This window comes from Photorhabdus cinerea, from assembly GCF_011189575.1.
GTDB lineage: Bacteria > Pseudomonadota > Gammaproteobacteria > Enterobacterales > Enterobacteriaceae > Photorhabdus > Photorhabdus cinerea.
Map to the genome: position 1 here is coordinate 140587 of NZ_PUJW01000004.1, position 15448 is coordinate 156034.

The following is a 15448-nucleotide window of genomic DNA, read 5'->3' on the forward strand; positions in this document are numbered from 1 at the left end:
TAATTCAGCTCCGTTCACCAGACGGAGCTTGCTGCTATGTTAAGGTGCTGGCGTAAACAGGGGAGTTAGACGAGTTAAATCTATTTCCTGTTTAACTTGTGCCAAGCTATACGCTTCCTGGAGTCTCAGCCACATTTCCGGCGTACTGCCGATCACGCTGGCTAAACGAACCGCCATTCCTGGCGTTACTGCCGCGCTACCTTCAACAACACGCCCAATAGTTGACGGTGAGACATCCAGCGCACGCGCAAGCGCTCTAAGACTAATATTTAAGTGCTCCATCTCGTCAGAGATATAGCGCCCCGGATGGGGTGGCATACGTTTAGTCATTAATGATAGTCCTCGTAGTTCAGTATATAAACATCACCATCGTTAAATTCGAAAGTTAACCTCCAGTTACCCGATACGCTTACCGCCCAAATACCTTTTCGATCTCCTGTAAGTGGGTGGAGTTGAAAACTCGGTAAACTCAAATCATTCAGGCAGCTTGCTAAATCTAATGCGTTTAACAGCAGGTCTAGCCTGTTAGCATGGTGGGCAACAATTCCCGCCGTGGTTCCCTTCTCGTAATACTTTCGTAACCCTTTATGCTTCCAACTTTTAATCATTGTTTGCGTCCTGTTGCGTTACGAGAGACAGCATAACACGTGTCGAGCATTGCGCGACAACATTTTTTTGATAAAATAATATCAGATTATTGACAAAGTGCTGTTTTTTTATCCGGTACTTTGTTTTAGTTCAGTTCCGTTCATTAAACGGGGCTTGCCACTATGTTAAGAACACCCCCTCTCCAGACTTTCCCGCCAGAAACGCACTCGCTTGACGAGCTGGTTCCTAAAAATCATTTGGTCCGTCAAGTCGATGCCGCCATTGATTTCGAATTTATTTATCCGCGAATTAGTCTCCCCATTGTATTGCCACAATAATAACGCCTTGGTGGGGGATTAAACCGGGTTAATGAGGAAAATGGATGGCGGAATAGATATTTAGCTTGAAAAATTGTACCGTTATTTTTTGCTTATTAGATTCGGTATTATTAATACGAGAAATGTAGTGGTCTAATAAACCCCAAAAAATCAATCAATTTAAAACCACTTTAATCGTCGTATAATTGTGGTGCCAATCACGGCATAGCGGTGTCAGTGGGCAAGCACACGGCACCATTTCAAAAAAACATTAAGGAGGAGCCTATGGCGAAACTTATTTCTGGGGGTACCTCACAATGCAAACAAAGGAGACTTCTCTTTCAAAGTTTGACTATCCAAATTTAGATCAAGAAATTACGGCAATCTTTGAAGATGATTCATTACCGACGCATTCACCTGGTAATGGGGACTTAAAACGCTGGCAGAGGAAAGAATGGCCATCGGCTATAAATTTCTCCACTGGTGACGGTCGATATAATGCTCCAGATGATACTTTTGGTGTTTGCTACATGGCAGACAAGGCCGTTTCAGCGCTTGCTGAAAGTTTTGGGCGCCTGATACATAAAGATGGGCGGAAATTCGTTGAGGAGTCTGTTATTGAAAACTCACGAATGTGTCTGATTCGCCCACTCCGGCCACTCGTTTTTGTCGATGTGGGGAAACTTCTGGGAATGCTGCACATTACGTTAGACGTCTCAGTCGGAGATGACTACACCGTGACACAGAGAGTAATTGCGTGCCTCTACAAGCTCGCCAGAGATAAGTTTGACGGTGTTTGTTACTTATCGAGGCATTTTCCTTCCACTGATTTTTGCTATGCAGTCTGGGAATCGGATGAAGAAAGGTTTGAAGATGTAGGAATGAAGAATCTTGCGGAATACTACGATTCAGAATACATGTCATCGAACTGGAAATACTCCAGCATCACTGCTGAAGAACTGCTCGAAGACGTGCTTCGATTCAAGGTTGTCCCGCTTTAAGTTTGTGCCAGGCGTGTCCTTTTCGAAAGGACACGCTTTTAACTGGCGATCTGTTCGCCCATCTGTTTCGCTGCACGAAGCATTTTTGAAACATCATCAATGCTGCTATCTTCTTTCATGATCTCGATAGGGGTTTTCCCTTTACCGTTATTGTTGCTTAAGGGCGTAGTCAAAAACGATATTCTGGAAACAGGCCCGATATCATTGCTCATTGCTTTCATGACGTCTTCAAAGTGAGGTAACAGCCCTCCCTCTTTGAACTGAAAGAGCGGGAAGACATGATCGCCGTTCTTCTTGAAAGCGAGCAGCTTATTTCCCTTCACTCGCAAATTAACGGCCTGACGCGTGATACCGAGAATATCAGCAACATCCACTGTTTTAATCACGCCACCCATGTGCTCAATTTTCTTATAAAAATTGGACAGGTTCTCTGCGCGACGCTTTAGTTTGCGGAGTTCGCGATCGGGAGTCCTGGCACTCTTTTCAAGCACGGTTGAGTACAGCAGCCCAAAAAGTTCGCTGTCCGGAAGAACGAGAGCATCGCTGGCCTTCGCCTTTTCAGCAAACTCAGGCATCAACGAGCCGAGTATTATGTCAAAGCGTTTTTGCAATAACACCTGTAGCTCATTCAAATTACGTTGCTTGGTTGTGGTGTTCATAAAACCTCCTATCTCTTGACTATTATTTTATTCTCTCAATAAGAAGCGGTCAAGTAACATAGTGCAAATCAAAGGTGATTTGCAATCAGATAAAGCCATCAACTTTTACATATGGCGGATAGGGATCGTGCGAATAAAGAGATTGCGCCACGGATAGCGCAATAGATGTTTAGCTTGATGTTGTACTACTTTTCTGTACAATGTTTGTATTATATTTATACTACAGTGAAAAGGGCATATTATGCGTAATACAACATATAGTGCGGCAAGAGCTAATCTTGCTTCTATCATGGATCAAGTTGTTCAGGACTGTACACCGACATTGATCACCAGACAAAATGGCGGTGATTGCGTCATTATTTCGAGTGTGGAATATGCAAGCCTTGAAGAAACAGCCTATTTGCTACGTTCACCGGCTAATGCTAAACATTTACTTAAATCATTAGAGCAGGTAAATAGTGGAAATTTGCAGGAAAGGCTGCTAGATGAATAAGCTCTTTACTGACGAGTCTTGGCAGGGTTATCTTTACTGGCAACAGAATGATAAGAAGCTCGTTAAGCGGATTAATGAGCTTCTTAAAGATATAGAAAGAACACCATTCTGTGGTATTGGTAAACCTGAGCCATTGAAACATAATCTTACAGGTTATTGGTCACGTCGTATTACCGATGAGCATAGGTTGATCTATAAAGTGGAAGGTGATCGATTGATTATTCTTTCTTGTCGATATCATTATTAGTGTGGATAGTGCCTCATATTTCTCGTCTGAAATTATTTGTAAATTTTTAGGAGTAAATAAGACGTCAGCCTAATTTCTTTCACATATTACTATTTATTTTACGGTAGTCATATGAATAGGAAAAAAAGCGCCACGGAGGGCGCAATAATTATTCGATATTCGAAACCGAGTATTTTTAGTTTATGTCAGCGGCCAATTCAAGAACACCACGCTATCATTGTAATGACTATTGGTACCATTTTCAGCGCTGATAATAGCTGTTCCCGGTTTGCCATCAAATATATTATCGAAATAACGCAGCTTGCATGGTTTGCCATTTCCTTCAATCTCAATACAAATTTTCTCTGTACCTGATGTGTAGGCTTTAGTTGCCATGAGATTATTTTGCCCTTTACCGGTTACTGTATCTACCAGAAGATCGTCAATATATACTTTTACAGTTTGTGGCGTATTTGTATTAGTGTAGCCTGTCAGGCCGAATCGAATACTTTGAGGTAACTGGAAACAATGTTTACCCGTGTCATTAGTACCACATGTTCCATGACAGACTTTACTATTGCCTCCACTATTTTCTCGGTGACTGCCTAATAAATCGGTATCGACCGATACAGCCGCTTGAATATTTTTGAAGATTAACCCTCTCCAACCCTGATTATCGCTGGAGATGATGATTGGCCCGGCATCAAGTGCATTAATTCATTTATAGAAGGTCTTGTTGATTCAATATTGATATTCTCGGTGTTGAATTCTAAAGTAGAGCTGTTATATTTTTTTCCATTTTTATCACCTTGTATACAAGTTTTAAATATCCTATAACTATAAATATTGCTGAGTAATTAAATGGCAATAAGATAGATGTTTTATAAGAGTTAAGTTGGTGTTTTTTGTAGTGCTATATTAATTTATACTTTATTATAGATGGTGATTTATATTCATGATTTTTCCTTTTGTTTATTGTTTACATCTAAAAGTTTATTTGGTTATTATTTAAATAACTTTTTGTGGAGCAAAATGATTATTGATGTTGATTTCTTCGGTTGTTCAATTTTAAGTATGACAAAGCGAGGATAATTAATAGGGTTGTTTTTATTGATTGGGATAAGTGGGTTTGTTCTATTTCTATGTTTATAGTTATTGCTAATAAATTAATATGATTATCAGTGAAATAAATTAAAATAATTATTGTAGTAATGAGGGGGGTTCTTAAATCCTGCTATTTACACTTTTCTTCCTGAATTAAGTTATATCGTTAAGAAAAATAGGTATAATAAATTGTACTAGCTAGAGTTTTAGCTAATACAATTCACTGTTTCACATATCTAGCTATTTTTCTTTCCGGCTTTCATATTATCAGGAAGTATGGGCCTTTTATCTCGAGTAAATATAATTTGGTGTTTGAATTCACCGCCATTCCTCCTTTTATTCAAATATTCTTGCATAGGATTCTCACTAAGGTGAGCATCCCCTATAGAGACAACAAATGTATGATTTTCTTTTTCAGCGGCATGTTTTGCAATTTTCTCTGCTAACGTTGGATTGATATATTCATCGCGCCATGTACCCGAAGTAAAACCAATCATTTCCAGAGCGATTTTATCTAATTCCCTATTACTTCCGGCTTTTGCCAGAATTTCAAAAAATTCATCATGTAATTGACTAAATTCGGGACGGAAAAAATGACGAATAGTGGTCTCATGTAATTTATAAAATGAAGAAGTTTCTTCTGGCGTTAACTTCTCACGTGTTGATTTATCCGACAATTCAAACATCTCTTTCATAGCGTTAGATAATTCTGAATCCTCCCATCCAACAATTTCAGCCCGCCTATTTTTATTCGTAAACAGTCCTGGTTTTGCCATAAATTCTTTTGGTATATACTCCGGATTATTTTCATTTATCTGTTCATCTGTTGCCTCAATATAAAGTTGAAGCGTTCCAGCATCAAAGCTACTATTAACATCAGGTATATTTTTTGCGTATTGAAATGGTGGTTTATTATGGCCATCACCAGCAATAATAATTTTAGGCTGTTTATTTGAGAATATTTCTTTTATTCTTTCTGTAGTAAGTTCCACCTCTGTGTCGTTTTCATAAGTAAACCATTTGCTATGCGCAGTGGCAGGTGTCACCGAATTAGAATGCCTCCCTAATTCTAATGAGTTGCTGTCATGATGAGTTGCATTCTTTGACTGCAATGGCAGTCTTTTTTGCTTTTCTTTCTCTTCATATTCATGTCTCATATTATCACCTGTTAGGTTGAGGTAAGAGATATACTTATACTTAGTGACTATCTCTAATGCAATAATTTTATCCTGCATTATAATGAGAAATATTTTAAATGTGTGATTTAACTTTTTGTATTTATTAATAAAATTAAAAATCGGATTCGACTAATAAATGCAATTTTTCAGAAGAACAATCGCTCTAACAACAGAAAAAGTGCCGGTTTTTTATCCGGCACTCTGTTTTAATTCAGCTCAGTTCACCAGACGGAGCTTGCCACCATCTTGTCAGAGATATAGCGCCCCAGATGGAGTGGCATACGTTTAGTCATTATTGATAGTGGCATTTACCCAAGTATTTTTAGTTTATGTCAGCGGCCAATTCAAGAACACCACGCTATCATTGTAATGACTATTGGTACCATTTTCAGCACCGATAATAGCTGTTCCCAATATCTTATCAAAATAACGAAGCTTGTATGGTTTGCCATTTCCTTCAATCTCAATACAGACTTTGCCTGTACCTGATGTATAGAATTTAGTCGCCATGAGGTTATTTTGTCCTTTACCGGTTAATGTATCTACCAAAATATCGTCAATATATACTTTTACAGTTTGCAAAGTCTCTGCATGAGTATAGACTACCAAACCGAATCTAATACTTTGAGGTAACTGGAAACAATGTTTACCCGTGTCATTAGTACCATATGTTCCACTACAGACGCCACTATTGTCTCGGTTGCTGCCTAATAAATCGGTGTCGACCGATACAGCCGCTTGAATATTTTTGAAGGTTAACCCTCTCCAACCCTGATTATCGCTGGAGATGATGATTGGCCCGGCATCAAGTGCATTCAAATTTGGGTCGAACCGAATAAAAGAATCCCCTTTGAAAAAATAAATAAAATTTCCATCGATATCTGGCCATGAAATAATAGCATCCAGATTGCTACTAAATTTTGCATATTTCCCGGTCATTCCCCATCGGTCTGAAATAGTGCTGATCTTAATTGTGTGTAAATCGATGGTGTAATCTATACAATGTCTGCCTTTAAAGAAACAAACGGTGTTGGTAGTCAATTCTATGGCGGCATCTATTCCATTTTCCAGTTCTGTTCCTTTTAATCCAGGCCAGCCATCTATAATGAAGTTTGGGCCATCAACGACCTGTGCTTTCTCGATATCGAATTTAAGATATAGTGAACCTTTAAAAAAATATAAAAAACCATTTAAATTAATAACATCGTCAATATACCTTTGGAACCCGGCAGGCAGGTTGGGCCAATCTTTACCGATGGGTTGGGGGTAACCCATGTATGTCTTTAAACATTGATTATTGAATTTAATGTTTTCTTCATTTAGGAAGAAATAACTAGATATATTCATTGTTATCCTTTGTAGTTAGAAAATAAGAGATAATTTAAATCTTTTTGGTGCGACGGAATTAAAGTTTCATAATAAAAGCTAATAGATAATAAGGCGGAATGATATCAATGCTATGATTATGTGAAGGGGACGATGCTGTTGCCGGGTGATTATGTCCTTGTCCACCTCCTGTGTTTGATGTATATGCGTAACGAGATTGGTTGCCAGGACTCATTACTGTTCCAGAGTCATTACGTATTTGCTGAATATTATTGCCGCCAGGGACAAAATAGCCATATATCATTCCATAGCCAGCATAATAACCCATACCTCCAATATGTTTATGACTAGGTATTTGTAACTCTGTTAATACTGTATTTCCCACAGTAACATTTACCGAAACCGCAGTTGATGCTGTATTCTTGGAAAAGCTTTTTTCGGTGCCACTACCATTAGCTTTACTACTGCTTTGCCCTGTCTCAGAAAGAGTTTCACCACACATGACAAAACGGCTTCTTAAATCTGGCGTTCCATTATTACCATCACAAAAAGCCCAGCCGATAGGAGCATGAGTACCGGAGAACATCATAATCATGCCTTTTGGCAGTACATTATTGGGATCAATACTGATGCCACTACTGTCTACCTTAATACCATTACCAGCTTTTACATTTAGTCCATCTTTATCTGCTGTTAAGCCGCCGTCAGGGTTAATTTTTATTGTCTGTGTATAGTCATCACCCGGTTTTAGCGCTGAATTTGGATTATCAGTCTGACCAAACGTTTTACCAATTTCATGGCGATCCGTAGTATTAGTATTCTCTATATTGGACTCTAAAGTGGACCGGTTATATTCTTTTTCCATTTTTATCACCTTATATATGATATTGAGTTGTTTTGTTCAACAAGGATATAGCTACCGCAATAACATGATTTATAGATGTTATCGTTTATATTTAAAAATTTATCCAATAGTTATTTAAATAATTACCTGTAAAACAAAATAATTATGGGAGATGAATTTTTAGATGCAACATCAATTAATAATGGAGACTGTTAATCAGTATTTATTTCTATAAGTAATAGAATGTGACTTTGATAATTGCAGTTTAATAATATTGATGACCTTAGCATTTTTTATTGGCAGATTTTTTTATTTCTCAGGCGGCTCAGTTTTAAACGTGACAAATCAAGGGGAATTAATGAGGTGTTTTTATTGATTGGGATAAATGGATTGGTTTTATTTCTATGTTTATCGTTTTACCGATAAATTAAATATATAAAAATAAAGTAAAACAATGATGCATGGATGTTTTAGCAAGGAGAATAATAAGGAGTACGCCTAATCATTCTCCCAAGTTTTTATATTAATAAGATATTGTTAGCGTTTCATAGTTAGTCTAATATTTATATGATTCTATCATTTCTCTGAACCATTATACTTCCATGCCACGCTTATTTTTAGGTGTATATTTCTGCCATAATTCTGGGTCTTTATCCCATGGTGCAATGGTTTCTTTACCATTCTCATAGAAATGAATTCTTCCGGCTAATCTTGCTCTATTTCGGTAGGCATAACGTAGTTCAGAAGCGGTAATTGATTCACCGGGTCCTGCTTTTAAAGGAGTAGGACCTTTTATTTTATTAACAATTTGTTCAATATTCAGGCCATCAAGAATAAAATGAATCTTTGTTCTCTGATTACTTGCTGCCATTTCTATACCCAGTTTGCTTCCTCTTTTCCAGAGTAATCTGGAGGCAGAATTTCCTCCTTGTATATGCCATGTATGATAATAATCAGAATTATATTGACTGGCTGTTTCTTTAAATATCTCAGCAATATTAAATTTTTTATTTCTAATCCCTGATTCAAAATAATCATTCCATAATGGATACTTTTCTATTTCTCTTGAGGAAATCTTTTCTCGTAAATCACTCTTGACCTTAATGTCTTTTGCATATTTTTCGGGGTTTTTCATAAGATTTTGTAGTCTATCTTTTTTGAAATTATTTATGAAATTTAGTAGCCTATTAGTTGGAGTTTTCTTTACATTACTATTCAAGATAATCATCGATATTCCATTGTTATAAACATCTATAATCATTGCAGCATTTTCTGGATCATCTTGATTAAAATTGGGATTAGTTTCTTTTATATATTTTCCTCTTTCAAGCGCCAGACCGTAAAACAGATCGCCATTACTTTTATTATAATTATCTTTCGGGAATCTATGTCTGTTGTTTTCTCTGCCTGTCATATCGGGATCAGCAGGATTTGCCGATGAGAATGAGGGTCTTTTTTGCCTGTCGTTTCTACTATATTCGTGTACCATAATTATCACCTATTAGTTTCGAGTAGGAAGTATATTGTGAATAGATAATATATTAATAGTCTATATTTAATTCAATGGCTTCAATTTACAATATAATATTGAATGTTTTTGTCTTGTTATTTAACTGGTTGTATTTGATAGTGAAATTATAAAAGTGGATGCTTAATTAAAATATATTTTCAGACTTGTCTTATTTTTTCACAAACTTCTTTGGGTACAGTAAAAATAGGACTAATCAGAAAAATAATAAAATAGGTGGATTTTAAAAGTAACTTATTGTTGTAAAAGGTAAAATAGGGGGCAGCATTTGCTACATTTCAGATATTTTCCTTTACTTAAATCATTGGAACAGGTAAGTGGCGGGAATTTTCAGGAAAGAGTGTCAGATAAATAAGCGTGTTTACTGGCAACAGAATGTAAGAAGCTCGTTAAATGGATTAACGAGTTTCTTAAAGATATATATCCTTCATCTTTCAAATTGCTGCTTTGTTGGCTGCTTTCACTTACCCCAGTCACATTGTCATCTATGCTCCTGGGGATGCGTTCACTTGCCGCCGCACTGCAACTTGAAATCTATTGGGTATATATATCTATCTGTTTTTCTTGCCGCCTTTCATATAATCAGGAAATGTGGGTGTCTTATCACGGGTAAATATAATTTGGTGTTTGAATTTAAATTTCTCCCTCATTTTATTTAGATATTCCTGCATAGGATTAATATTGAGGTGAGCATCCCCTATGGAGACAACAAAAGTATTATTTTCATTTTCTGTGGCATGTTTTGCAATTTTCTCCGCTAGCGTTGGATTAATATATTCATCGCGCCATGTACCCGAAGTAAAACGGATCATTTCTGGCGCGACTTTTTCCAACTTTCCCTCAATTCCGGCTTTAGCCATAATTTCATTCAATTCATTACCTAATTTTTTGAAATTAGGTAAAAAACTCTGAATAGCAGTCATATAGAATTCATAAAATGAAGAAATATCTTTTTCCGTTAACTTCATTGGTTCACTTATTGATGTCATTGATAGATCAAACATTTCCTTCATGGCGTTGGATAACGCTGAATCCTCCCATCCAATAATTTCAGCCCGCCTATTTTTATTCATAAGCAGTCCTGGTTTTACCATAAATTCTTTTGGTATATATTCTGACTTATTTTTATTTATTTGCTCATCTGTTGCCTCAATATAAAGTTGAAGTGTGCCAGCATCAAAGTTACTATTAACATCAGGTATGTTTTTTGTATATTGAAATGGTGGTTTGTTATGGCCATCACCAGCAATAATAATTTTAGGTTGTTTATTTGAGAATATTTCTTTTACTTTTTCTGTAGTAAGTTCCACCTCCATGTCATTTTCATAAGTAAACCATTTGCTATGAGAATCAGCAAGTGTTACAGGATTGGAAGTTTTCCCTAATTCTAATGGATTACTTTCATGATAAGTCGTATTCTTTGACTGTAATGGGCGTCTTTTTTGCTTTTCTTTTTCGCTATATTCGTGTTCCATATTATCACCTGTTAGGTTGATGTAAGAAATATAATTATATACCTTTCATCCTTCAAGTTGCTGCTTTGTTGACTGCTTTCACTTGCCACCGCACTGCAACTTGAAATCTGTTGGGCGTATTTAGTGACTATCTCTTATGAAATAATTTTATCCTACATCACAATGAAATATATTTTAAATTTGTGAGGTGGTTTCGTATAGAAAGCACTCCATTCCGTGGTATTGGTAAATCTGAGTTAATACAGATTAATTATTCATGTAGACTTCTTGAAGAAACTTTTAATATTTTCTTATTAATGCTATTTTAGATTTTATTTCTTGTCCTTGCTCATGTATTTAAGGTTAATTTTTCTCTCCTATGTTATTTAAATCTAATCCGATGCTTTATGGGGTACTTTCTATATCATCATTAATAGCATGACTTGACGGTATTGGAAGCTCTTCTCCTCTATTTTTAAGATGGTTTTTATTTTTACTGTATTTATATGTCGGCATATTATCACCTCTGATAATAAAAATATTAATGTAATATCAATATTAGTGATTATATATTTACTTTTCAATTTTATTCCATTTGTTCACTTTAATATTCCCTGGGATTTTGATTTCGAGACTATTACCAAATGCATTGTCTATGCTTTTTAAAATTGCTTTCGCATCTAAACGCCCTAATTGAACTGAACTTATGCCAGATCGTTTTAATAATAATGATTTCAAATCAGACAGTTTTCCTTTTACAGCAGGGGCTTGTGAAAGATTTTTTTCGTGAAGTAAATCAGGAGAAGCGAAAAATTCAGTTTGATCTAAGCCAAGTTCTTGAAGTTCTTCTGAATCTTCTATATTAATTTCTGCAAAATGAGTTGTATTAGATAGGAACTTTCTATCGGATACTTCTCCATCTATTGCTAATAAGAAGAAAGTAAATGCCGTATTTCCTAAACGGTTCCAGTCATCTTCATTGGTATTACTTCCTTGAGTACGATTTAAAGCTTTTATTCCCTTATTTACTAAATTAAAGTTTGAACCAATCTCATCAAATGTAGGTTTTTCCTGCCCATTTCCGGAAGTATAATGTCTCAGTGTGAATTTCTTGTCTTTTACTTTAGCTAAATAATCATCTTTCGCTTTTTCAGAGGCAAAGTTTATTCCATTATTGGTTACTTCATTCATTATGTCGAAGGGTAATTTTCTGTCATAAGGATCAAATCTACTTTTAAATAGGTTAAAAATATCTTCAGCTTTGACTTTTTCACTTGGATTATTACGGGTATTCGGTGTTACTGAACTTTCTTTTTTTACCTTAAAATCTGGTGTATGTTCCTGTAATTTATTTTTATTATCATCATTCTTTAGTTCATTTTCCGGCTTTCTGGTGTATTGTTGATTTGGGGTGGTTTGTGTATTTAAGTCTTTTCTATCTCCTCTATTTTTAGGTGTATTTAATTCAAGATGCTCAGTTTGTTTATTACTGTTTGATCTTGCAGGAGAAACAATAGCTTGTTGGGTATTAATTTCGAACTTTTTTATAAGGCTATTTATTGGCATGATATTACCACCTGTATAGTATATCTGTGAATTTTTAATCGTAAATATAACATATGGATTATTAACATGGAAAAGTCAAATGAATAATTATGAATAATTATAAATGATTATTTGTTAGGTGAGTGATTATTCGTTGTATTAATATATGTTTGATTTTGAACCCCAATTAACCTGTCAGAATTTTCTTTAGAAACAATAATATCAACACCATTTATCTTAATGATAATCTCTTGACTATTTTTCCATTTTTTAAGTGTATCTTTTATTTGTGTTAAATAAGCTGCGTTGGTAATACCGGAAACTTCAACAATAATGCTGTTATTTTCTTGATTTTGGTTATTTTCTGTATCGGGTTCTGTTACCAGATTGATTTTAGCCAAAGCAAGACGAGCATCTTCTGTACCACCTAAATCGGTACACAATTTATCTATTAAAGCTTGGTTTATTTTTGAATTATCAAGATTTTGTTTTTGATCTACAGAAGCGGATATTTTTCTGATTGGTATGACACTGTCTTCAATATTTTGTAATTTCATCGGTACGGTAATGGAATACATTAAAGAAAGACGTGGGCGATTACCAAGAGCTTGCCAGAAATTACCTAAGCTGTTTAAGTTTTCCTGTTGTGGAATAATTCGGGTATAGGCACCGGGGATACCGGTTAATTGACGATTATTTATTAATGCATTCAGAACACGAGTCATCACTTTCGCTGCCTGATTATTGGGCTGACTATCCGGGCTTGAACTGTCGCTTGATGGTTTATTGGCATCCCAGTAAGTAATTAAATAGTTACAATTGATATTGACCCATCCCGGTAATAATGTGCTGGTTACCGGGTTATAACGTCTTGGTTCGGCAGAACGTAATTGAAGATCTTCATTGATATCATAAAGAAATACACTGACCGTTGGTTCAGATTGAATAGAATTAATTTCGGGTAGATCAAAGCGGATATCAATCTTATTCCCATTGGTATTTAAATGCTGGGATAAAATATTATTTAATGCTGTATTCACTTCAATAATCATATTATCAGAAGCAATTATAATTGTCATGTTTACTCCTATTCTATTAAATTTTTAAAAAGCCAATCGGCCAGTTTTATTTAATTCGAGTGTAACCGCCCGATCTAAATGTTGATTTTCGATTTTTTCACAGTGATCATTTTTTGCTAACATTGATGCTAATAAAGCAATATTTCTGATATTAGCCCCAGTCAAATCAGCCCGTTCAGCCAGATATTCAAAATCAACTTCATTGGATAATGTCAGTTGTTCCGGCCAGATGGCTTGCCACATTTTTTTACGCAATGTTTCATCAGGGTAAGTAAAACGGGTAATAAAGGTAAAACGACGGTTAAAGGCGCTGTCTAAATGGCTGCGATTATTGGTGGCTAAAATCACTAATCCCGGATAATTTTCCAATCGTTGTAATAAGTAAGAAACTTCAATATTGGCGTGTCTGTCTTGAGCGTCTTTGGTTTCGCTACGCTTGCCAAATAGCGCATCCGCTTCATCGAAAAATAGCACGCCGGAGTCTGCTTCAGCCAGATCGAAAATACGGGAGATATTTTTCTCTGTTTCACCGATATATTTATTCACTACGGTAGAGAGATCGACTTTAATTAGATCAACGCCAAGATGACCAGCAATCACTTCTGCGGCCATAGTTTTGCCGGTCCCGGATTCACCGTAAAATAGCGCACTAATACCGGTACCGTAACCGATTTTTTCCTGAAAGCCAGCACTAAGAATTTGCTCACGGTAATGAATGGCGGCAATAATCTCTTTTAATTGCTGCGCTAATACATCTGAAATAACTAAATCATTAAAGCTACGTTTAGGTATTATTCGCTGGGCTAATTTACCGAAATTCTGTTGAGCACGGAAACTTAATGCCTTACGCAGATCGGTTTCTTCCAATTGACCTTCGGCTTGTCGGAGTATTTGGTATTGATTCGCTTCTTGAAGGATTTGCGGTAATGTTTCCGCAGTAAATGAAAAACGCTGACATAATTGAGTGATATTTATTTCCTGGATTATATTTTCCGGTAAACTTGCTTCCAGCATGGTTTTTTTATCTGCCAGAGTAAGTGATGGCATATTAATTTGTACCATTGGCAGATGTTTAATCCATATTAATGCATCATTCGGTTCTACCAGACAAATTACCTTTAATTTTGGTTGGTTCAATAATGTAGATAGTTCGCTGCGCCATATTTTCTTTTTATCTGTCATTAAAGAAAAGTTACGAATTAATAAGCAAGCATTATGTAACCTGGCTTCCCGTATTGCATCCGCCAATAAGCCGGAGACTGTGGCAGTGTTTTCTTCATCGGGTAGACGGGCTAAATCAAGGATTAAGGTATTAATACCATGAGACTTCATAATATTACTGACCGCTAATTCTCTGGCGCTATCCTGTTTTCCTCTGAGTATCACCAATGGGCGTATTTCGTCGGTTTCATTCAGCAATACCTTTTCAAATGAATGACAAAGGGGTAGTGGATACCAAGTCTGTGAGGCAGGAGAATGCCAATAAGCACAAGTTGTCAGTGGCGGTAAAATAATCCGTTGGCCCGTTAGAAAATGCCAGACAGCGCTGTGAGTTAAAAACTGCGTCTGTAACCAAATAGATTCTTCATGGTTATTGAGCCGTAATAGTTGGTTACTGATTAATGGTGTTTGCGGTAGAAGGCTGTTTTGCAGTAATTGCCGATCACTTTGGCGTTGGCTAAATAATTCAATTGCCAAGGAAAAACTTGGCCACTGTTTTTTACTATTACCGTGCAGAGCAGCAAATAACGCATGATAACGGCTATCGAAATGCGGTAATAAACCTAATAATAAAACATCCCGTTCAAATTCAGTCAGTTCAAAACGTTCAACTAATTGTGATAATGCATTGGGGTTTTCTTCGATTTCAGGGAAGTTAATAATATCGTCCTGTTTGGTGACCCAATGAGGAATACGCTGTGGTTTTGTCAGACGTTGGTTTAATTCATCTTCGGTAAGTAGAAAGCTATCCGGTAAATAATCATATTTTTCTCTGTTTTGGTAATAGTAATGTTGTAACTGAAGATCAATACGTTCCAGATGGGGGTAAATCCAGTGTAATTCTGCCGCCCTGTAATGGTTATTTTTAAGTAAAGAATTCATATA

General features: G+C 36.1%; 15 protein-coding genes and 1 pseudogene. 4 read left to right on the top strand and 12 right to left on the bottom strand.

Translation table 11 applies throughout. From position 1 onward, the window contains the following. Positions 1-39: 39 nt before the first annotated feature. Both C5469_RS05315 and C5469_RS05320 read right to left on the bottom strand, forming a co-directional pair. Positions 40-330, bottom strand: a complete 291-nt coding sequence (locus tag C5469_RS05315) for a HigA family addiction module antitoxin (RefSeq protein WP_065822914.1) — start codon at positions 328-330, stop codon at positions 40-42. Continuing rightward, positions 330-608 carry a type II toxin-antitoxin system RelE/ParE family toxin gene (locus C5469_RS05320; RefSeq protein ID WP_023044862.1) on the bottom strand — a complete coding sequence of 93 codons (279 nt, stop codon included), beginning with the start codon at positions 606-608 and terminating at the stop codon, positions 330-332. Before C5469_RS05320 ends, C5469_RS05315 begins: the two co-directional genes overlap by 1 nt. A 162-nt stretch (positions 609-770) precedes the next feature. On the opposite strand from C5469_RS05320, the pseudogene C5469_RS05325 reads away from it, so the two are divergent. Next, positions 771-927, top strand: a pseudogene (locus C5469_RS05325) (transposase); the annotation flags it as partial. A gap of 295 nt (positions 928-1222) precedes the next feature. Continuing rightward, positions 1223-1906 carry an RES family NAD+ phosphorylase gene (locus tag C5469_RS05330; RefSeq protein WP_166303327.1) on the top strand — a complete coding sequence of 228 codons (684 nt, stop codon included), beginning with the start codon at positions 1223-1225 and terminating at the stop codon, positions 1904-1906. 38 nt (positions 1907-1944) lie between these two features. Here C5469_RS05330 and C5469_RS05335 read toward each other — a convergent pair whose 3' ends face one another. After that, on the bottom strand, positions 1945-2565 hold the full coding sequence (locus C5469_RS05335; protein WP_166303329.1) for a DNA-binding protein: 621 nt from the start codon (positions 2563-2565) through the stop codon (positions 1945-1947). A gap of 241 nt (positions 2566-2806) precedes the next feature. Between C5469_RS05335 and C5469_RS05340 the strand changes: the two genes are divergently transcribed. Continuing rightward, positions 2807-3058, top strand: coding sequence for a type II toxin-antitoxin system Phd/YefM family antitoxin (locus C5469_RS05340; protein ID WP_166303332.1), 252 nt, complete (start codon positions 2807-2809; stop codon positions 3056-3058). Then, on the top strand, positions 3051-3305 hold the full coding sequence (locus tag C5469_RS05345; RefSeq protein WP_166303334.1) for a Txe/YoeB family addiction module toxin: 255 nt from the start codon (positions 3051-3053) through the stop codon (positions 3303-3305). Before C5469_RS05340 ends, C5469_RS05345 begins: the two co-directional genes overlap by 8 nt. Before the next feature lie 180 nt (positions 3306-3485). On the opposite strand, the gene C5469_RS05350 is transcribed toward C5469_RS05345, so the two are convergent. The 9 genes from C5469_RS05350 to C5469_RS05390 form a co-directional block, all read right to left on the bottom strand. Further along, a complete protein-coding gene (locus C5469_RS05350) occupies positions 3486-4001 on the bottom strand; it encodes a fucose-binding lectin II (protein WP_422615849.1) in 516 nt (171 codons plus the stop codon). A gap of 623 nt (positions 4002-4624) precedes the next feature. Continuing rightward, positions 4625-5545, bottom strand: coding sequence for a hypothetical protein (locus C5469_RS05355; RefSeq protein ID WP_166303337.1), 921 nt, complete (start codon positions 5543-5545; stop codon positions 4625-4627). A 348-nt stretch (positions 5546-5893) separates the two neighbouring features. Continuing rightward, positions 5894-6913, bottom strand: coding sequence for a fucose-binding lectin II (locus C5469_RS05360; protein ID WP_166303340.1), 1020 nt, complete (start codon positions 6911-6913; stop codon positions 5894-5896). A 58-nt stretch (positions 6914-6971) separates the two neighbouring features. After that, on the bottom strand, positions 6972-7757 hold the full coding sequence (locus C5469_RS05365) for a tail fiber protein (RefSeq protein WP_166303342.1): 786 nt from the start codon (positions 7755-7757) through the stop codon (positions 6972-6974). Positions 7758-8328: 571 nt separating this feature from the next. Then, positions 8329-9225: a hypothetical protein gene (locus tag C5469_RS05370; protein ID WP_207628769.1), complete on the bottom strand. Its 897-nt coding sequence runs from the start codon at positions 9223-9225 to the stop codon at positions 8329-8331. A 590-nt stretch (positions 9226-9815) separates the two neighbouring features. After that, on the bottom strand, positions 9816-10739 hold the full coding sequence (locus tag C5469_RS05375) for a hypothetical protein (RefSeq protein ID WP_166303348.1): 924 nt from the start codon (positions 10737-10739) through the stop codon (positions 9816-9818). 552 nt (positions 10740-11291) lie between these two features. Beyond that, entirely contained in the window at positions 11292-12284 is a 993-nt protein-coding gene (locus C5469_RS05380) for a hypothetical protein (RefSeq protein WP_166303351.1), read from the bottom strand. Positions 12285-12391: 107 nt separating this feature from the next. Continuing rightward, the gene (locus tag C5469_RS05385) at positions 12392-13342 is read right to left on the bottom strand and encodes a Pvc16 family protein (RefSeq protein ID WP_166303354.1); all 951 of its coding nucleotides are present in this window, start codon (positions 13340-13342) and stop codon (positions 12392-12394) included. A gap of 24 nt (positions 13343-13366) precedes the next feature. Continuing rightward, entirely contained in the window at positions 13367-15445 is a 2079-nt protein-coding gene (locus C5469_RS05390) for an ATP-binding protein (RefSeq protein ID WP_166303357.1), read from the bottom strand. Positions 15446-15448: the final 3 nt, after the last annotated feature.